The organism is Puerhibacterium puerhi (assembly GCF_009846865.1).
Lineage (GTDB): Bacteria > Actinomycetota > Actinomycetes > Actinomycetales > Cellulomonadaceae > Puerhibacterium > Puerhibacterium puerhi.
Genome location: NZ_WUWN01000053.1, coordinates 1 through 18,852, shown reverse-complemented (window position 1 = coordinate 18,852; position 18,852 = coordinate 1). Strand labels below are relative to the sequence as shown.

General features: G+C 75.6%; 19 protein-coding genes. 10 read left to right on the top strand and 9 right to left on the bottom strand.

Features of this window, described 5'->3' with window-relative positions:
* Positions 1-26: 26 nt before the first annotated feature.
* Entirely contained in the window at positions 27-893 is an 867-nt protein-coding gene (locus GSF02_RS16760; RefSeq protein WP_159798518.1) for a LysR family transcriptional regulator, read from the bottom strand.
* A gap of 72 nt (positions 894-965) precedes the next feature.
* On the opposite strand from GSF02_RS16760, the gene GSF02_RS16755 reads away from it, so the two are divergent.
* Positions 966-2,312: an MFS transporter gene (locus tag GSF02_RS16755; protein WP_201308970.1), complete on the top strand. Its 1,347-nt coding sequence runs from the start codon at positions 966-968 to the stop codon at positions 2,310-2,312.
* Here GSF02_RS16755 and GSF02_RS16750 read toward each other — a convergent pair.
* From GSF02_RS16750 to GSF02_RS16735, 4 genes are read right to left on the bottom strand one after another with little or no spacing between them, the layout of a single operon-like run.
* Positions 2,260-2,769, bottom strand: a complete 510-nt coding sequence (locus GSF02_RS16750; RefSeq protein WP_159798517.1) for a universal stress protein — start codon at positions 2,767-2,769, stop codon at positions 2,260-2,262. The genes GSF02_RS16755 and GSF02_RS16750 overlap by 53 nt on opposite strands.
* Entirely contained in the window at positions 2,766-4,400 is a 1,635-nt protein-coding gene (locus GSF02_RS16745; RefSeq protein WP_159798516.1) for a tripartite tricarboxylate transporter permease, read from the bottom strand. The genes GSF02_RS16750 and GSF02_RS16745 overlap by 4 nt, the downstream gene beginning before the upstream one ends.
* Before the next feature lie 12 nt (positions 4,401-4,412).
* Positions 4,413-4,943, bottom strand: a complete 531-nt coding sequence (locus GSF02_RS16740; RefSeq protein WP_159798515.1) for a tripartite tricarboxylate transporter TctB family protein — start codon at positions 4,941-4,943, stop codon at positions 4,413-4,415.
* Positions 4,940-5,974, bottom strand: a complete 1,035-nt coding sequence (locus GSF02_RS16735; RefSeq protein ID WP_159798514.1) for a Bug family tripartite tricarboxylate transporter substrate binding protein — start codon at positions 5,972-5,974, stop codon at positions 4,940-4,942. The genes GSF02_RS16740 and GSF02_RS16735 overlap by 4 nt, the downstream gene beginning before the upstream one ends.
* A gap of 220 nt (positions 5,975-6,194) precedes the next feature.
* On the opposite strand from GSF02_RS16735, the gene GSF02_RS16730 reads away from it, so the two are divergent.
* The gene (locus tag GSF02_RS16730; protein ID WP_201308969.1) at positions 6,195-7,865 is read left to right on the top strand and encodes a sensor histidine kinase; all 1,671 of its coding nucleotides are present in this window, start codon (positions 6,195-6,197) and stop codon (positions 7,863-7,865) included.
* Complete coding sequence (locus GSF02_RS16725) at positions 7,862-8,551, top strand: response regulator (RefSeq protein WP_235915649.1); 690 nt, start codon at positions 7,862-7,864, stop codon at positions 8,549-8,551. Before GSF02_RS16730 ends, GSF02_RS16725 begins: the two co-directional genes overlap by 4 nt.
* Here GSF02_RS16725 and GSF02_RS16720 read toward each other — a convergent pair.
* The 3 genes from GSF02_RS16720 to GSF02_RS16710 all read right to left on the bottom strand — a co-directional run bounded on the left by GSF02_RS16720 (position 8,536) and on the right by GSF02_RS16710 (position 11,103).
* On the bottom strand, positions 8,536-10,197 hold the full coding sequence (locus GSF02_RS16720; protein ID WP_159798513.1) for an AAA family ATPase: 1,662 nt from the start codon (positions 10,195-10,197) through the stop codon (positions 8,536-8,538). The two genes, GSF02_RS16725 and GSF02_RS16720, sit on opposite strands and share 16 nt — an antisense overlap.
* 90 nt (positions 10,198-10,287) lie before the next feature.
* Positions 10,288-10,629, bottom strand: a complete 342-nt coding sequence (locus GSF02_RS16715; RefSeq protein ID WP_159798512.1) for a DUF3140 domain-containing protein — start codon at positions 10,627-10,629, stop codon at positions 10,288-10,290.
* A gap of 54 nt (positions 10,630-10,683) precedes the next feature.
* Positions 10,684-11,103 (bottom strand): ChaB family protein, encoded by a 420-nt coding sequence (locus GSF02_RS16710; RefSeq protein WP_159798511.1) that lies wholly within the window; start codon positions 11,101-11,103, stop codon positions 10,684-10,686.
* A gap of 237 nt (positions 11,104-11,340) precedes the next feature.
* On the opposite strand from GSF02_RS16710, the gene GSF02_RS16705 reads away from it, so the two are divergent.
* The 6 genes from GSF02_RS16705 (at position 11,341) to GSF02_RS16680 (ending at position 16,953) form a co-directional block, all read left to right on the top strand.
* Positions 11,341-12,030 (top strand): DedA family protein, encoded by a 690-nt coding sequence (locus tag GSF02_RS16705; protein WP_235915648.1) that lies wholly within the window; start codon positions 11,341-11,343, stop codon positions 12,028-12,030.
* 285 nt (positions 12,031-12,315) lie between these two features.
* Positions 12,316-14,187, top strand: coding sequence for a molecular chaperone DnaK (dnaK, locus tag GSF02_RS16700; protein WP_159798510.1), 1,872 nt, complete (start codon positions 12,316-12,318; stop codon positions 14,185-14,187).
* Positions 14,184-14,834, top strand: coding sequence for a nucleotide exchange factor GrpE (grpE, locus tag GSF02_RS16695; protein ID WP_159798509.1), 651 nt, complete (start codon positions 14,184-14,186; stop codon positions 14,832-14,834). Before dnaK ends, grpE begins: the two co-directional genes overlap by 4 nt.
* 98 nt (positions 14,835-14,932) lie before the next feature.
* A complete protein-coding gene (locus GSF02_RS16690) occupies positions 14,933-15,940 on the top strand; it encodes a DnaJ C-terminal domain-containing protein (protein WP_159798508.1) in 1,008 nt (335 codons plus the stop codon).
* Between the two features lie 80 nt (positions 15,941-16,020).
* Positions 16,021-16,470 carry a heat shock protein transcriptional repressor HspR gene (locus tag GSF02_RS16685; protein ID WP_159798507.1) on the top strand — a complete coding sequence of 150 codons (450 nt, stop codon included), beginning with the start codon at positions 16,021-16,023 and terminating at the stop codon, positions 16,468-16,470.
* A gap of 174 nt (positions 16,471-16,644) precedes the next feature.
* Positions 16,645-16,953, top strand: a complete 309-nt coding sequence (locus GSF02_RS16680) for a DUF1540 domain-containing protein (RefSeq protein WP_159798506.1) — start codon at positions 16,645-16,647, stop codon at positions 16,951-16,953.
* A gap of 86 nt (positions 16,954-17,039) precedes the next feature.
* On the opposite strand, the gene GSF02_RS16675 is transcribed toward GSF02_RS16680, so the two are convergent.
* Positions 17,040-17,822 carry a nucleotidyl cyclase domain-containing protein gene (locus tag GSF02_RS16675; protein ID WP_159798505.1) on the bottom strand — a complete coding sequence of 261 codons (783 nt, stop codon included), beginning with the start codon at positions 17,820-17,822 and terminating at the stop codon, positions 17,040-17,042.
* A 145-nt stretch (positions 17,823-17,967) separates the two neighbouring features.
* Here GSF02_RS16675 and GSF02_RS16670 point away from each other — a divergent pair.
* Positions 17,968-18,852, top strand: an 885-nt coding sequence (locus GSF02_RS16670) for a sigma-70 family RNA polymerase sigma factor (RefSeq protein WP_159798504.1), incomplete at its 3' end; no start/stop codon positions are given.

Sequence of the window (18,852 nt, the reverse complement as noted above, 5' to 3'; positions counted from 1 at the left end):
GCGGCGGGCGCCGGTCGCCCCGGGGCTCACGCCGCCGGGTCGCGCAGCCGCTCGCGCAGCCGCGGTTCCGCCTCCCGCAGCTCCGCCGGCACGGGCGTCCGGGTGACCAGCGACAGCCGCATGGTCCCGGCCGCCGGCGAGGCCTCGGTGCGGTCGCCCGGTGCGCCGTACCAGCGGGTGGCCAGCTCGGGCACGACGACGGCGCAGCGGCGCGCGCGGCCCATCCGCACCGCGGCCTCCACCGTGGCGCCGGGCCGCGGGGCCGCGCCGAGGTCGGCCAGGCGGCGGTGCAGCGCGTCGCCCGCCCGGTCCACGGTGCAGTAGACGACCGTCTGCCCCGCGTACGGTCGCCGGCCCCGCCCGCGCCCCGGGGCGCCGTCGGGCAGCAGCGTCACCAGCGGCGAGCTGCCGAGGTCGGTGACGGCCACGCCGCGCGGCAGCACCGTCTGGTCGGCGATCGTCACGACGGCGGCGTCGAGCGCCCCCTCCTCCAGCCGCTGCAGCAGCGTGGGGCCGTGCTCCACCTCCGGCTGCACGGTCACGCCGTCGAGCTCGAGGTCCAGCGCGGCGAAGACGACTGCCGCGAGGCTCGGGATCGTGCCCACCGCGAGGGTGCGCTCGCGGGCCGCGGCCAGGGCGCGCTCGGGCAGCGCCGCGAGGTGGGCCAGCACGTGCGTCGCCTGCTGCGCGACCTCGCGCCCGGCCGCCGTGGCGCGGGCCCCGGTGGTGTCGCGGTCGAACAGGCGCGTGCCGAGCCGGCGCTCCAGGGCGCCGAGGCGCTGGCTCGCCGACGGCTGGCTCACCAGCAGCTCGCGCGCCGCCGCGCCGAGCGAGCCGTGCCGGGCGACCGCCTCGACGAGGCGCAGGTCATCGACGGAGATGCGGGATCCCATAGGGCCAGCCTAGGAGCGGCGCTCCCGCACCGGCGTCTACCCGGGCCGCCGCCGGGCCGCCAGCATCGTGCCGTGCGCCGACACCTCCAGACCCTCACCGCCGTCACCTTCGTCACCTGGGTGGGCCAGCGCGTCACGGCCGTCGCGCTGCCGCTCGTCGCGCTCGCGGAGACCGGCGACGCCTGGACGACCGGGCTGGTGGGCGGCATGGCCGGGCTCCCGCTGCTCACGTCCGCGTGGTGGGGCCGGCGGCTGCGGGGGCGGCTGGTCTCCGGACGCGCGCTGGCGGTCGTGCTCCTGGTCCAGGCGGGCGGGCTCGCGCTGGTGCCCGTGGCCTCCGCGACGGTGGGGGTCGGGGCCGTGGTGCTCAGCGCGTCGGGGCTGGTCACGGGGGCGACCGGCGCGCTGCTGGCCCCGGCGCAGCGGGCCCTGACGGCGGACCTGGCCGAGGCCGGCGACGCCGGGTCTGCCGCGCGCTGGCTGTCCTGGCAGGACCTGGCGCACCGGGTCTCGATGATCTTCGCGCCGCCGCTCGGTGCGTTCCTCGTGGGCGCCTGGGGCGCCGAGCCGCTGCTGTGGTGCGAGACGGCGGCGGTGCTGCTCGGCGCGGCGGCGATGGTCGCGGTCCCCGGGGTGACCGCCGGCCGCGCGGCGGCCGGCGGAGCGGAGCCTGACGGCGCGGAGCCCCACGGCGCGGCGGCCCACGGCGCGGAGCCCGACGGCGCGGCGGCCCACGGCGCGGTCACCGAGGGCACCCCGACGCCCGACGTCCCCGTCCGCACCGTGCTGCGCCGCCACCCCGACCTCGCGATCGGCATCGCCCTGGCCGGCGTCGGCGGGCTGGCGTGGTTCGCCTTCAGCCTCGGCCTGGCGCTGCTCGGCGCGGAGCTGGACCGCCCCGGCGAGCTCGTGGCGGCCGGCATGGCGGGCTACGGCACGGCGTCCGTGGCGATGTCGTTCGTGGTGCCGCTCGTCGTCGACCGCCTGCCCCGGACCGCCACGATCGTCGTCTCCTGGGCGGTGCTCGGGGTGGCCTTCGCGCTGCTGCCGCTCGCGGCGCCGGGCCTGGCCGCGATCGCCGTCGTGTCCGCCGTCGGGGGCGCGGCGATGCCGCTGGGCATCGCCGCGCTCAACGCGCTCATCAGCGAGCGCACCGCGGGCGCGGAGCGGCGCGCCGCGTTCACCGCGGAGACGGTGCTGCACAGCGGCGGCGCGTCGCTCGGCCTGCTGGTGGGCGGCGCGGTCATCGGCTGGTTCGGCGCCGGCCCGACGCTCGTCGTCGCCGGGCTGGTGCAGGCGCTGGCCGCCGTCGTCGCCGCGGCGCTGCTGCGGGCGGCCCGACGCCGGGCGCGCACCGCCACGCCGCTCACGCCGGCGCGGTCCCCGGCTTCACGGCCAGCACCGGGCACTCGGCCGTGAGCAGGATCCGCTGCGCGACGCTGCCCATGAGCAGCTTGCCCACCGGGCTGCGGCGCCGGAGCCCGACGACGACCAGCCGCGCGTCGAGCTCCTCGGCCACCGCCAGCACCTGGTCGGCGACGTCGCGGCCCATCTCCTGGCGCACCACGTGCGGCAGGCCGGTGGCGCGCAGCCGCTCCGCCACCTCGGCCAGCGGGCCCGGGGCGGCGTAGCGGTCGTCGACGAGCGCGTCCCCGCGCGTGCCGTTGACGACGGCGACGCCGTGCCCGCGCTCGCGGGCCGCCGCGAGCGCGTGGTCCAGGGCCGCCTCGCCGAACTCGTCGGGCGTCCACGCCACGACCACCCACCCGGCCTGCGGCGTCCTGGCCGCCGTCTCCGGCGCGGCAGCGCCCTCCGGCGCGGCAGCGCCCTCCGGCGCGGTCGCCCGGTCCGTCCCGGTCGTCGTCTCCTGCGTCATCGCCCGGCCCCCTTCGTCCCCTCTGTCTCAGTCGTCCCCGGCGTCCCGGCCAGCACGCCGGCCCGGTCCGTCCCCTCGGCACGCGCCGCGTCGGCCCCGACCGCGCCGTCCGCGCCGTCGACCGCGACCGCCGCCTCGGCGCGCGAGCGCCACCGCACCAGCAGCGGGCGGCCCAGCAGCACCAGCAGCAGCACCACGTAGATCGCCACGGCGAGCGGCTCGTCGACGAGCCCGGCGGGGTCGCCGCCCGAGATCGTCAGGGCCTCGCGCAGCTTCGTCTCCATGAGCGGGCCGAGGATGACGCCGAGGATCAGCGGCAGCACCGGCAGCCCGAACCGCCGCATCGCCATGCCGAGCAGGCCGAAGCCCAGCAGCAGCGCGATGTCGAAGGGGTCGAGGTTGGTGGCGTACGCGCCCAGGCAGGCGAAGAACAGGATGCCGGCGTACAGCTGCGGGCGCGGGATGCGCAGCAGCTTCGCCCACAGCGGCGCCAGCGGCAGGTTGAGCACCAGCAGCAGCAGGTTGCCCAGCAGCAGGCTGGCCAGCAGCGTCCACACCAGGTCGGCGTGCTCGGTCATCAGCTGCGGGCCGGGCTGGATGCCGTAGCCCTGCAGCGCCGAGAGCATCACCGACGCCGTCGCCGTCACCGGCAGGCCGAGCGCCAGCATCGGCACGAGCATGCCGGCCGCCGAGGCGTTGTTGGCCGCCTCCGGCCCGGCGACGCCCTCGATGGCGCCGCGGCCGAACTCGCCGCCGTCCTTGCGTCCGCGCCGGGTCAGGCGGCGCTCGGTGACGTACGACAGGAACGTGGGAAGCTCGGCGCCGCCGGCGGGCAGCGCCCCGAACGGGAAGCCGTACGCGGTGCCGCGCAGCCAGGGCTTCCAGGACCGGCGCAGGTCCTCGCGCCCCAGCCACGGCTGGCCCACCGGGATCACCTGGGCGGGCTTGCGGCGCAGGTGGGCGGCCACCCACAGCGCCTCGCCGAGGGCGAAGATGCCGACGGCGACCACCACGATGTCCAGCCGGTCCACCAGCTGCGTGATGCCGAGCGTGAGGCGCGGCTGGCCCGTGTTGAGGTCGAGGCCCACCAGGCCGATCGTCAGGCCCACGAACAGCGCCAGGAACCCGCGCAGCGGGCTGGCGCCGAGCACCGTCGTCGTCATCACCAGGGCCAGCACCATGAGCGCGAAGTACGACGGCGCGCCGATCTCCACCGCGACGTCGGCCAGCGCGGGGGCGAACAGCGCCACCAGCAGCGTGCCGATCGTGCCGGCGACGAACGACCCGACGGCGGCGGTGGCGAGCGCCTGGGCGGCGCGCCCGGCGCGGGCCATGAGGTTGCCCTCGAGGGCGGTCATCACCGACGCCGACTCGCCGGGCGTGTTGAGCAGGATCGACGTGGTCGACCCGCCGTACATGCCGCCGTAGTACAGGCCGGCGAACATGATGAACGCCTGCGTGGGCCCGAGCCCGTAGGTCACCGGCAGCAGCAGCGCGATGGCCATCGCGGGCCCGATGCCGGGCAGCACGCCGACGAACGTGCCGAGCAGCACGCCGACGGCGGCGTAGAGGAGGTTCATGGGGGAGGCGGCGGCCTGCAGGCCCTCCCACAGCAGTCCGAGGTTGTCCATCAGGTCACCGCCTCACAGGATCCCGTCGAGGACGCCGGGGGTGAGCGGGATGCCCAGCCCGACGACGAAGCCGTACCAGCTGCCCACCGCGAGCACGAGGCCCACGATGACGTCCCGGACCAGCGTCCGGCTGCCCAGGGCCCAGGCGGCGCCGGCGAACAGGATCGCCCCGCTGATCGCCCAGCCCAGGAGGTTGACGGTGGCGATCGTCAGCAGGATCACCGCGACGAGCTTGAGCACCGTCGGCCAGTCGGTGCCGCCGGACAGGTCGACGTCCTCGCCGGCCTCCGGCTGCGGGCGCGAGCCCCGCGCCGCGGCGACGGCCAGCAGCACCGCGGTGACCGCGAGACCGGCGCCGATGGCGAGGGGGAAGACGCGCGGTCCCACGGGGTCGGCGAACCCGGCCTCCAGGGTGGTCGCGTCGTAGATCGTGTACAGCCCGACGACGAGGAGCACGGCCGCCAGGCCGTACTGGGCCCGGTCGGGGCGCGGCGCCGGCTGCGTCGCCGGCGCGGTCTCGGGGGAGTCCACCTGGGTGCTCACAGCAGGTCCAGCTCCTTGAGGGTGGTCGAGACCCGCTCGTCCTGGTCGACCAGGAACTGCGCGAACTCGTCGCCGGTGGTGAACGCGTCGGTCCAGCCGTTGTCGGTCAGGGCCTGCTGCCACTCGGGCGAGTCGTGCATGCGGGTGAGGTAGTCGATGAGCTCGGCGCGCCGGGCGTCGCTGATGCCGGGCGGGGCCACGACGCCGCGCCAGTTGGTGAAGACGAGGTCGATGCCGCTCTCGGTGAGGGTCGGCACGTCGGCGAGCACCTCCTCGGTGAGGCGCTCGTCGCCGGAGACGGCCAGCACGCGCAGCTCGCCGGCCGCGACCTGGCCCTCGAACTCCGCCAGGCCGGAGAATCCCACCTGGATCTTCTGGCCCAGCAGCGCGCTGGTCAGCGGGCCGCCGCCGTCGTACGACACGTAGCGCACCTGCTTCGGGTCGATGCCGACGGCCTTCGCCAGCTGCATCGGGAACAGGTGGTCGGGCCCGCCGGGGGAGGAGCCGCCGCCGACGACGACGGAGCCCGGGTCGGCCTGCCACGCCGCGACGAGGTCGTCGATGGTGCGAAACGGCGAGTCGGCCGGCACCAGCACGCCCTCCTGCTCCTCGATGAGCTGGGCGATCGGCGTCGCGTCGTGCGGGCGCGCGTCCACCCCGAACGAGTAGGTGGACCCCACCACGCCCAGGCCGAGCGTCATGAGCAGGCGGTCGTTGCCCTCCTCGCCCATGAGGCGGGACATCGCCACGGACCCGCCGGCGCCGAGGATGTTGGTGACCTGGATGTCCCCGCCGGTGATGTCCTCGCGGTCGAGGACGCCGACGGCGGCGCGGCCGGTCTGGTCGTAGCCGCCGCCCGGGCTGTTGGGGATCCACATGTCGATGTCGTGGGACTCGTCCCCGCGGGTCACGCCGCAGGCGGCGGTGAGCGCCACGAGCCCCGCCGCCAGCGCCGCGGCGACGGCGCGCCGCAGCGCGCGTCGCCCCGGACGGGTGCGCGGGGTGATGAGTCCGGATGTCGTCGGCGACATCGGGTTGCCTCCAGACTGGGTCGTGCGTCGGGGCGGCTCTGCCCCCGGGCGATGCTCACAGGAATGGTGGCCCAGGTCACCCTTGAGCAACCAAAGGAGGTTGTGGACCTTGTGGTCACGGTGGTCACGGTGGAGGGCCCGGTCCCGGGGCGGGCCGGCGACCCGGTCGCGGGGACTGCCGCGGCCGGGGCGCAGCCCGCGCCTCACCCTGGGCGGGCAGGTGCTCGCCCTGCAGCTCGCCGTCCTGCTCGTCGTCGTCGCCGCAGGGACCGTCGTCTCCGTGCGGCAGGCCGACGCCGAGTTCCGCGCCGACCGGGCCGACCGGCTCCAGGCGGCGGCCGAGGGGCTCGCCGGGGTCGCGCCCGTGCAGGACGCCCTGGCCGCCGGCCCCCTGGACCGTGCGGCGCTGGGGTTCTACGTGCGCACGCGCGCGGCGTTCGTGGACGCCGACGACGCCTACCTCACCGACCTCGACGGGCGGGTGCTGCTGGCCACCGACCCCACCCGCCAGGGGGAGCGGCTGGCCCTGGGGCCGGGTGCGGCCACCCGGGCCGGCACCGGCGACCTCGCGGACGTGGACGGCCGCGTGCTGGCCGCGTGGGTGCCCGTCTACGGCGGCGGCGAGCCGGGGCCCGACGCCCGCGCGCCGCGCCCCGTGGGCGTCGTCGTCGTGACCGACCCCTATCCGCCGCTGGGCGAGCGGGTCTCGCGCGCCGGCGCGGACCTGCTCGTGGTGCTCGGCGGCGGGCTGGCGGTGGCCGTGGCCGGCTCGTGGCTGCTGGCCCGGATGGTCAAGCGGCGCACCCGCGGGCTGGAGCCCGCCCAGATCGCGGCGCTCGCCGACCACCGCGAGGCGCTGCTGGGGTCCATCCGTGAGGGCGTGGTCGCGGTGAGCGACGACGGCCGCGTGACGCTGATGAGCGACAGCGCGCGCGAGCTGCTGGGCCTGCCCGTCGACCCGGCGCGTGACCACGCCGGCAGCCGCCCCGACGGGCTGCGCCTCGACGACCTGGGCCTGGACCCGGCGGTGCGCGGGCTGCTGCACGGGACCGACGACGTGCACGACGCCGTCCTGGTCACCGACGGCCGCGTGCTCGTGCTCAACCGCCGCCGGGTGGTGCACGGCGGCCGGCCGTCGGGCACGGTGACCACGCTGCGCGACCGCACCGAGCTCCTGGCCCTGCAGAGCGAGCTGCACGCCCGCGAGAGCGTGACCGAGACGCTGCGCGCCCAGACGCACGAGTTCAGCAACCAGCTGCACACCATCGCCGGGCTCATCGAGCTGGACGAGTACGCCGAGGTGGGCCGGTTCGTGCAGCGGCTCACCCGCCGCCGCGCCGACCTGTCCGACCGCGTCACCGCCCGGGTGGCCGACCCGGCCGTCGCCGCGCTGCTGGTGGCCAAGGCGAGCCTCGCGGCGGAGCGGCGCGTCGACCTCGCGCTCGTGCCCGACAGCGCGCTGCCGCGGCTCGCCCCGGACCTGTCGGCCGACGTCGGCACGGTGCTGGGCAACCTCGTGGACAACGCCGTGGACGCCGCCGCGCCGGGCGGCAGCGGCCGCGTGCGGGTGCGGCTCGCCGTGGTGGACGGCGACGTCGTCGTGGAGGTCGCCGACGACGGCCCCGGCGTGCCGCGCGAGCAGGCCGAGGCGATCTTCCGGCGCGGGTGGAGCACCAAGCCGCGCGGGGCCGCCGGCCGCGGCGTCGGGCTGGCCCTCGTCCAGGTGCTGGCCGAGCGCCGCGGCGGGAGCGTGGCGGTGCACAATGACCCGGACCTCGGCGGCGCCGTGTTCACCGTGCGGGTGCCGCTCGAGGCGGTGCCCGGGGTGCCGGCCGCCGTGCCGGGTGCCGCGGAGGCCGACGGGATCGACGAGGAGGGGCGGCGCGCGTGAGTCTCGACGTGCTCGTGGTCGAGGACGACTTCATGGTCGCCTCGATCCACCGGCGGTTCGTGGAGCGGGTGCCCGGCTTCGCCGTCGTCGGCGAGGCGCACACCGGCGCCGAGGCGCTCGCGGCGGTGGAGCGGCTGCGCCCGGACCTCGTGCTGCTCGACGTGCACCTGCCGGACCTCGGCGGCATCGACGTGCTGCGGCGCCTGCGGGCGGCGGGCGACGACGTCGGCGTCGTCGTCATCACCGCCGCGCGGGAGGCCGACACCGTCCGCGCCGCCGCGGCGGGCGGCGCCACGGGCTACCTGGTCAAGCCGTTCGCCTTCGAGGACCTGGCCGCGCGCCTGGAGGCGTTCCGCCGCGCGCACGAGGCGCTGCGGGGCCTGGCGCAGCAGGGCCTGGACGGCGCCGACCAGGCGGACATCGACGCCGTCTTCGCCCAGGTCGCACCGCCCGCGGGGACGCGGGCTGCGCTGCCGAAGGGCCTGTCCGCCGAGACGGCGGAGGCCGTGCTGGCAGCGCTCGACGGCGGCGCGGAGCTGAGCGCCGCGGAGTGCGGCGAGGTCGTCGGGGTCAGCCGGGTCAGCGCCCGCCGCTACCTCGAGCACCTCGCCGAGACCGGGCGCGCGGCGGTGCGGCTGCGCTACGGCACCGCCGGTCGCCCGGAGCGGCGCTACCGCCTGCGCTGACCGTCCCGGGGCGACCCGGGGAGGACGACCTGGACGCCCCGCGGCTCGTCGGCACCGCGCTCGTCGCCCTCGCGCAGGTCGGGCCCGTCGGGGTCGACCTCGGCCGGCGCGACCCGTGCAGGTGCGTCCCGGTCCGGGCCCCAGTCCTCGGTCCCGTCCGCGTCACCGTCCTGGATGCTGCCCCGAGCGCCTTCTGGGTGCGTCCCGCCGAGCAGCGACCGGGTGATGCGCTCGGCGTCGTCGGTCATCTCGGCGACGGCAGCCCGCAGGTGGTCGTCGGTGACGGGGTGCCCGGCCTCGGCGGCGACCAGCACCGCGCGCCGGATCACCTCCTTGACGAACGACGCCGTCACGCCCGCCGCGCGGTCGGCGGCCTCGTCGAGCGCCGCGCCGGTGAAGGGCAGGCCCTCCGCGTACAGCCGGAAGAGCCGGCGCCGCGCCGCGTCGTCGGGCAGCGGGATCTCCACGGCGAGGTCCACGCGCCCGGGGCGCTGGGCCAGCGCCCGCTCGAGCAGGTCCGCACGGTTGGTGGTGAGCAGGAACGCGACGTCCGCGTCGGCCTCGAGCCCGTCCATGGCGTCGAGCACGTCGAACAGCAGCGGTTGCGGGCCCTCGTGGAAGGAGCGGTCCTCGGCGATGAGGTCGCAGTCCTCGAGCACGATCACCGCGGGCTGCATGGCCCGGGCGACCTCCGCCGCCAGGCCGACGTAGCGCAGCGTGGTCCCGGCCAGCACGATGACCGTGCTGCCGGTGGCCTCGCCGACGAGGTGCCGCACGGTGTGGGTCTTCCCGGTGCCGGGCGGGCCGTACAGCAGCACGCCGCGCTTGAGGTGCTGGCCGGCGGCCAGCAGCGCCTCGCGGTGCCGGGCGACGCCCAGCACCTGCCGGGTCACGCGGTCGAGGGTGCCCGGCGGCAGCACGACGTCCTCGGCGGGCACGGGCGTGCGCCGCAGGAACGTCACCCCGCCGGCGCTCGGCTCGTACGGGCCACCGGTGAACGCCACGACCTGCCCGCGCAGCACGCTCCGGTCGAGCATCGCCCGGCGCAGCTCGGCGAGCAGCCCCAGGGCGGCGTCCTCGTCAGCGCAGAGCACCTCCAGCACGCACTGCATGTCGTACCGCGGCGACGCGCCGCGCTGCAGCACCGCCACGGGGGTGCCGTCGACGACGAACAGGTGCAGGCCGAACGTCACGACCCGGCGCTCGGTGTCGGGACCGGTGGCGCTGCGGCCGTAGTCGACGGCTCCCACGGGGAACTGCCGCCACTGGCGCGACTGCTCGACGATCTCCGAGAGCGAGGAGTGCATGCGCTGCTCGCCCCCGCCGACGCCGACCAGCCGTCCGCCACCGTGCCGGGCGACCACCGACTCGAGCGCCACGTCGGCGTCGACCTGCCGCATCGCCGGCACCTGCTCGGTGATCACGGGGAGCCGGCGCGGGTCGGTGCCGAGGTGCTCGGCGAGCACCTCGGCGACCGTGGCCTCGGCCGGCTCCTTGCCCTGGCGCACCTGGGCGGCGGCCTCGGCCACGCGCTGGAACGCGGCGAGGAACGCCGTCAGGTCCGCGGCGGCGGGCTCGGGGCGTGCGGGGTGCTGCGCGGCGTGGTCGGTGCGCACGGCGTCCTCGCCGGTGGCGTCGGGAAGCATGCTCGCGACGCTAGCGCCGGCGTCGGGCCGCGTACAGGACGAATGCGCGGCGGCGGCGGTGCGGACGGCAGCGCGCCCGCACCGCCGCCGTCAGGCGTTCGGGTCCTTGAGCGGGTCGTGGCCCAGGGACATGAGCCGGTGCCGCCACGCGGCGTCGCCCGCCGTCGGCTCCATGTCGGTGCCGCGGGCCGCGCGGACCTCCTCGACCACCGCGCGCATGACCACGGCGTCCTCGGGCGTGAGGTCCGTGCGCCGCTTGGACAGGATCTCCAGCACCGCGCGGGACCGCTCGGTGCCCGCCTGGTCCGGCAGGGCGTCGGCGTCCGCGGGGGAGGCGTCGGTCGCGAGCCACTCCTGCAGCTCGCGCGAGGTCATGTTCACGACGTCGTGGAAGTCCTGCCACAGCTCGTCGCTGATCTCGGTGCCGGTCATGGTCGCCTCCTCGCGGGTGGGTCGGTGGTCGCGGTGGGTGCCGGCGCGCGTGGGCTACTTGCGCGCGTCGCGGCTGGCCTTGTCGTTCGCCTTCTGGATCGCGTCGACCAGCTCGTCCTTGGACATGCTCGACCGGCCCGAGACGTCGAGCTTCTTCGCCACCTCGTAGAGGTGCTCCCTAGAGGCGTTCGCGTCGACGCCGCCGGCGGTCTCGCGGTCCGTGCCCCGGCCGCCCTCGGCCTGGGCGTCCGAGGGGCCCTTCTCGTCCTTGGGCTCCCAGTGGTCGCCCACCTTCTCGTGCGTGTGCTTGAGCGCGGCGTACGCGACCTGGTGCGCGCGGCGCTCGTCGTCGTACTCGTCCATCGCGGAGTCGTGCGCCTTGGCGAACGTGCGCTGCGCCTTGTCGTCCGAGCGCTCGAGGGTCGAGGGCAGCTCGTCCTGGCGCGACTCGCCCTGCTTCGTGGTCTTCGGCATCGTCGGCCTCCTTCCGCACTCCACCGTGCGTCAGACGCGCGGTGCTTGCAGGTCGAGCCGTCTGGTCGCCGGGCCGCGCTGGCCGGGTCTGTTCGGTGATTCGTTGGCTGATCGGCGATCCGGATCACCGATCAGCCAAGGAATCACCGAACAGACGCTCGGGCCGAGCCGAGCGCGGCATCGTGGCGTGCGCCACGACCCCGGCACTGCCGCTGACCCGCCCGTACGCTGGGTGGCGTGACGGACGTGGCAGCGGCCTACGGCATGGCGGGGTGGCCGTTCTGGGCCGTCGTCGCCGGGCTGTTCGTCGTCGTCATGGCCCGCTCGCACCTCTTCTACTGGGTCGGGCGCGGCGTGCTGGGCGGCGCCCGGCGCATCGTCCGCACCCGCGACGACGCGGCCGCCGACGACGCTGCCGCCGACGACGCTGCCGCCGACGGCGCGGCCGCCGACGGCGCGGCCGCCGTCGCTGGCGCGCCCGACGCCGTCGGCGTGGCCGAGCCGGTCGCCGCGCGGGCCGTGGGGACGGTCGCCGTCGGCCGCGCGCACCAGCTCGCACCGCAGGCCGCCGGCCGGCGGGTCGAGCGCCTGCTGGGGACGCCGCCGGCCCGCCGGGGCCTCGCGCTCGTGCACCGCTGGGGACCGCTGGCCGTCACTGCCGCGTACCTCACCGTGGGGGTCCAGACGGCGGTGTTCGTCGCCGCCGGGCTGGTGCGGATGCCGTACGCGCGCTTCGTCGTCGCCTCGGTCCCCGGCAGCGTCGCGTGGGCGCTGGTCTGGGGCACCGTCGGCCTCGGCGCCGTGTGGGCAGCGGTGCGGCTCGCGGCGGCGTCGCCGTGGGCGCTGGCCGGCGTGCTGGTGCTGGCCAGCGCGGCCGTCGTCGCGCTCGTCGTCCGACGACGGCGCCGCGCACGGCTGGCCGCCTGACCCGCGCCGCCCGCGCCGGCCGGCGCCGTCCTGACCTGCCGGGCCCCCGCCGGGCGCAGGCGCCCCTCCCGTCGCCCGCCGCGAGAACCGTCCGACGCCCGCCGTGGCCGCCGCCCGGCGCCCTGCCGGCCCCGGGGTGCACGCGCCCAGATGCGGGAATACCCCGCCCCGCCGCAAGGTTGAGTCAGACAGGCTCAACTTCGACGCCGCGAGCTTGCACCGCCGGCCGCCGCGACCTAAGTTGAGCGCAGCAGACTCAACCCCGATCGTCCGGAGGAACTCGCAATGGGACGTGCAGTCGGCATCGACCTCGGCACCACCAACTCGGTGGTCGCCGTCCTGGAGGGTGGGGACCCCACCGTCATCGCCAACGCGGAGGGCTCGCGCACCACGCCGTCGGTCGTGGCGTTCTCGAAGACCGGCGAGGTGCTCGTCGGTGAGGTCGCCAAGCGCCAGGCGGTCACGAACGTGGACCGCACCATCTCCTCGGTCAAGCGCCACATGGGCACCGACTGGACCCAGGAGATCGACGACAAGAAGTACACGCCGCAGGAGATCAGCGCCCGCATCCTGGGCAAGCTCAAGCGCGACGCCGAGGAGTACCTCGGCGAGCCCGTCACCGACGCGGTCGTCACGGTCCCGGCGTACTTCAACGACGCCGAGCGCCAGGCCACGAAGGACGCCGGCCAGATCGCCGGCCTCAACGTGCTGCGCATCGTCAACGAGCCCACCGCGGCGGCCCTGGCCTACGGCCTCGACCGCGGCAAGGAGGACGAGCTGATCCTCGTCTTCGACCTCGGTGGCGGCACGTTCGACGTCTCCCTGCTCGAGGTGGGCAAGGACGAGGACGACTTCTCGACCATCCAGGTGCGCGCCACCTCGGGCGACAACCGCCTCGGCGGCGACGACTGGGACAACCGGATCGTCGAGTGGCTCATCGACCGCGTGAAGAACACCGCGGGCGTCGACCTGTCCAAGGACAAGATCGCCCTGCAGCGTCTGCGCGAGGCCGCCGAGCAGGCCAAGAAGGAGCTGTCGTCGGCCACCTCGACGACCATCTCCATGCAGTACCTCTCCATGTCGGAGAACGGCCCCGTCCACCTGGACGAGAAGCTCACGCGCGCCCAGTTCCAGCAGATGACGCAGGACCTGCTCGACCGCACCAAGGCGCCGTTCCACAACGTCATCCGCGACGCCGGCATCTCCATCTCCGAGATCGACCACGTCGTGCTGGTCGGCGGCTCGACCCGCATGCCCGCCGTGGCGGACGTCGTGCGCGAGCTGACCGGCGGCAAGGAGCCCAACAAGGGCGTCAACCCGGACGAGGTCGTGGCCGTCGGCGCCGCGCTGCAGGCCGGCGTCATCAAGGGCGACCGCAAGGACGTCCTGCTCATCGACGTCACCCCGCTGTCGCTCGGCATCGAGACCAAGGGCGGCGTGATGACCAAGCTCATCGAGCGCAACACCGCCATCCCGACCAAGCGCTCCGAGATCTTCTCGACGGCCGAGGACAACCAGCCGTCGGTGGCGATCCAGGTGTTCCAGGGCGAGCGCGAGTTCACCCGGGACAACAAGCCGCTGGGCACGTTCGAGCTGACCGGCATCGCGCCGGCCCCGCGCGGCGTGCCGCAGATCGAGGTCACCTTCGACATCGACGCCAACGGCATCGTGCACGTGTCCGCCAAGGACCGCGGCACGGGCAAGGAGCAGTCGATGACGATCACCGGCGGCTCGGCGATCCCGAAGGACGACATCGAGCGGATGATCAAGGACGCCGAGGCGCACGCCGAGGAGGACAAGAAGCGCCGCGAGGAGGCCGAGACCCGCAACCAGGCGGAGGCCTTCGCCTACTCGATGGAGAAGCAGATCGCGGACAACCGCGACAAGCTCCCCGCCGACGTGGTCTCCGAGGTGGAGGGCGACATCGCCGCGGTGAAGTCCGCCCTGGAGGGCGAGGACGCCGCCGCTGTGAAGTCTGCGTACGAGAAGCTCGGCGCCTCGTCGCAGAAGATCGGCCAGGCGCTCTACGCCAGCGCCGACCAGCAGGCCCCGGCCGGCGACGCCGGCGCGTCGGCGGGCGGCACCTCCGCCGGTGCCGCCTCCGACGACGACGTCGTCGACGCCGAGATCGTGGACGACGAGGACGACAAGAAGTGACGGACCCCGACGCCAAGGGCACCCCCGAGCCCGACGAGGGCTCGGGGGCCACCCCCTTCCACTTCACTGACAAGCGCAAGGTCGACCCCGACTCCGGCACGCCGCGCGTGCCGGTCCAGGGCGAGGACGCCGCCGGGTCCGACGCCGGGACGCCGCAGGGCGGCCAGGCGAGCGACCCGCTCGAGGCGCTCGACTTCGAGCCGTCCGCCGAGACGGCCGAGCTCGAGAAGGCCAAGGCGGACGCGGCCGAGCACCTGGACGCGCTCCAGCGCGAGCGGGCGGCCTTCACCAACTACCGCAACCGGGCGCTGCGCGACCAGGAGGCGGCGCGCACCCAGGGCACGCAGGACGTGCTGACCGCGCTGCTGCCGGTGCTCGACGACATCGAGCGCGCCAAGCAGCACGCCGAGCTGTCCGGCCCGATGGCGGCGATCGCGGAGAAGATCGACGCGACGCTCGCCCGGTTCGGGATCGAGCGGTTCGGCGCGGTCGGCGAGGAGTTCGACCCGACCGTGCACGAGGCGCTCATGCACCGCGCCGACGCCGAGGCTACCGCCACCACGGTGGAGCTCGTCGTCGAGCCGGGCTACCGGATCGGCGAGAAGATCGTCCGCGCGGCCCGCGTGGGAGTCGTCGGGCCCGAATGATCACCACGCCGAGATAGAGAGGCGGGAGGCCGCGGCGGCCCGTGCCGCCACGGCGGACCGCCTCTCTATCTCGGCGTCATCAGCAGAAGGGAGGCGTCGTGACCGGTCAGGACTGGATCGAGAAGGACTTCTACGCCGCGCTCGGCGTCCCCAAGGACGCCGACGACGCCGCGATCAAGAAGGCGTACCGCAAGCTCGCCCGGCAGTACCACCCGGACCAGAACCCCGGGGACGCGGCCGCCGAGGCGAAGTTCAAGGAGATCGGCGAGGCGTACGCCGTGCTCTCGGACGCCGAGCAGCGCAAGCAGTACGACGCCATCCGCACGATGGCGGGCGGCGGGGCGCGGTTCGCGGCCGGCCCGGGCGGCGGCGGCGCCGGCGGCTTCGAGGACATCTTCGGCGCCATGTTCGGCGGCGGGGCGCCCGCGGGCGGCGGCCCGCGCGTGCGCTACTCGAACGGCGGCGGCGCCGGGTTCGAGGACATCCTCGGCTCGATGTTCGGCGGCGGGGCGGGGGCCGGTGGCTTCGGCGGCCGGCGCGCCGGCTTCACCGCGCCCGAGAAGGGCGCGGACCTGTCCGCCGAGACCACGCTGCCGTTCCGCACGGCGGTCGAGGGCGCCACGGTGGAGCTCACCGTCGAGGGCCGCAAGGTCACCACGCGCATCCCCGCCGGCGTCAACGACGGCCAGAAGCTGCGCATCCGCGGCAAGGGCCGGCCCGGCACCGGCGGCGGCGACGCCGGTGACCTGGTCATCACCGTGCACGTGGAGCCGCACCCGGTCTTCACGCTGTCGGGGCGCGACCTGCGCGTCACCGTGCCGGTCACCTTCGCGGAGGCGACGCTCGGGGCGCAGATCGAGGTGCCGACCCTCGCGGGCGACACCGTGCGGCTCAAGGTCCCGGCGGGCACGCCGTCGGGCCGCGTGCTGCGCGTCAAGGGCCGCGGGGTGCCGACGTCGAAGGGTGCCGGGGACCTGCTCGTCACCGTCCAGGTGGCGGTGCCGCAGAAGCTCAGCCGCAAGGCCAAGCAGGCTCTCGAGGCGTTCGCCGCCGAGAGCGACCACGAGGACGTGCGCGCCGACCTCGTCGCGCGCGCCCGGAGCTGACGGCCCGGGACCGCGCCGCGAGGCGACGCGGGCCCGGCCGCCGGTCCACGACGACGGACGTGAACGGCACAGGAGGTGCGATGAACGACGACGCTCCGCTGCTCACCGTGTCCCAGGCTGCCCAGCTCGCGGGCATGCACCCGCAGACCCTGCGGCAGTACGACCGGCTGGGGCTCGTCACCCCGCGGCGCACCGTGGGGCGCGGGCGCCGGTACTCGTACAACGACGTCGAGCGGCTGCGCGAGGTGCAGCGGCTCGCCCAGGGCGAGGGCGTCAACCTCGCCGGCATCAAGCGCATCCTCGAGCTGGAGCGCCATGTGGCGCTCCTCGAGCGCCAGCTCGCCGAGCTGCTCGCCTTCCAGGCCGAGACGGTCGAGGCTGAGCGCCGGGTCTTCGCCGCCGGCACCACGGGCGACGTCGTGGTCGTGCCGCGCGGGCGCCGCGTGCGGCGCACGGAGCTGCGGGTCGACGTCGACTCGCGAGCCAGCAGCGGGGCGCTCGTGCTGTGGCGCCCGTCGCCGCGGCGCTGACCTCGCCGCGGATTTTCGCAACGCCATTCTTGCGTTTGAGGAGATCTTCCGGCGCACATTCTTTCGTCGACGGAATTGCGCGCCGCGCGTGCACGAGACGCCATTCGGCTCCTATCGTGGAGGGCACGGCGGCTCGACGACGACGTCGCCGCCGCCCCGAGGCGAGGAGCGAGCATGAGCACGCTGATGGAGATGCCCGAGGTCGCCGAGTGCTCGGTGGAGGGCTGCGGGTACAACCACGACCACGGCTGCCACGCCGGTGCCATCACCGTGGCCGGGCGGACCGGTGACGCGTCGTGCGCCACGTTCATCCCGCTCGGCACCAAGGGCGGGCTGGAGAAGGTCATCGCGCACGTGGGCGCCTGCCAGCGCGCCGACTGCCGGTTCAACCACGACCTGGAGTGCGGCGCGTCGGCGATCCGGGTCGGCTCCGGCCCGGACGACCCGAGCCACGCCGACTGCCTGACCTACACGACCCGCTGACGGCCGGGCGCGAGGCGGGGTTCACGGCGGACGGCGAGGCGGGCGCTCAGGTGCGGGCGGGTTCAGCCGCTCAGGTGCGGGCGGGTTCAGCGCGCGAGCTGCTCCAGCAGCGCCACGGCCGCGGAGTGCGAGTCCGGCAGCGCCTCGACCCACACGCGGGTGGGTCGGCGCATCACCTCGGACAGGCCGAGGATCGCCGCGTTCTTCTCCACGACACGGCGCAGGGTCTGGGCCAGCTTCGCGGTGTGGTCGCGGCGGGGGGAGAGCACGACGAAGACGCCGTCGCTGAGCGCCGCCATGGGGTGCCCCTCGCCGAAGACCTGGTCCAGCGTGCGGCCCACGGTGGCCGCGCGGGCGGAGCGGCGCCACGCGTCGAGGTCGTCGAGCGCGACGTCGAGCACCACCAGGCAGTGGGTGTCCCCGGCCCGCATGCCCTGGCGCAGCGCGTCGCCGTACGTCTCGCGCAGCCGCTCGCCCAGGTACTCGCCGCTGGGCAGGCCGCTCGCGGGGTCGCGGACGGTGGAGCGGGCCGGCAGCGACTCGTAGCCCGCGGCCCAGCCGATCGCCAGCGAGCGCAGCACCGTGGGGTCCACCGGCTGCTCGAGCGCCTCGTAGAGGCAGGCGACGTCGTCCATGGTCTCGGTCATGCCGACGCCGGCCTCGCCGCGGGCGGTGCCGAGCCGCTGGGCGGCGGCCGCCGGGCAGCGGTCGTCGCCGACCGCCTCGACGAGGGCGTCCACCGCGGGGTGATACCAGTCGCCCGGGCGCAGCCACACCCCGCCGAGGCTGGCGGCGCGCCACCGCTCGCGCAGGCCGGCGGCGTCGGAAGCCTCGGCGTGCGGGCGCGCGGCTCTCGGATCGAACCCCATGACCGTCCATCTTTGCGCAGTCCTTGCGGGCGTCGCACCTGTTCACGGCATTCTCAGGAAGGTTTCACCCGGGTGAGCCCCCGGGTATAGTGACCGAGGCCTCATGGGGGGTCTGGGGCCCAGGCGTGACAGGACGGCGAACCGCGTGACAGACGTCGAGATCGGCTGGGGCGATCCCGCGCCCAGCGACGCTGAGCTGATCCTGGGCGTGCGTGGGGGCGACCTCGACGCCTACGGGGCGCTCTACGAGCGCCACGCCGCGGCTGCGCGCCGGCTCGCGCGCCAGTTCATGTCCTCGTCCAACGACGCCGAGGACGTCGTCGCGGACGCCTTCGCCCGCGTGCTCGCGGTCCTGCGCGACGGCGGCGGCCCCGACTCCATGTTCCGCGCGTACCTGTTCACGGTGGTGCGCAACGTCGCCGCCGAGGTGGGACGCCGCGACAAGCGGATGCAGCCCACCGACGACGAGGCGTGCTTCGAGGCGGCGATGGTGGCGGCGGCGTCGCCCGAGGACCCGGCCCTCGACGGCTTCGAGCAGACCGTCGTCGCCCAGGCCTACCGCTCGCTGCCGGAGCGCTGGCAGGCGGTGCTCTGGTACACCGAGGTCGAGCGGATCCCGCCGGCGCAGGTGGCGCCCATCCTCGGGCTCACCGCGAACGGCGTCTCCGCCCTCGCCTACCGCGCGCGCGAGGCGCTGCGGGTCGGCTACCTCCAGCAGCACCTGTCGCACGCACCGACCGACGGCTGCCGCGACGTCAACGCCCTGCTCGGCGGCTACGTGCGCGGCAGCCTCGCCAAGCGCGAGGTGACCAAGGTCGAGGCGCACCTCGAGACCTGCGGCGAGTGCCGTTCGCTGGTGCTGGAGCTGTCCGACGTCGCGCACGGCATGCGCGGCGTCATCGCCCCGCTCGTCCTGGGCGTGGCAGGGCTCGGCCTGCTCGGGGCCCTGCCCGTGGGCCTGGCCGCGGGGGCGGGTGCCGCCGCGGGCGCCGGCGCGACCGCGGCCGGCTCGACCGCCGCCGGCGCCGCG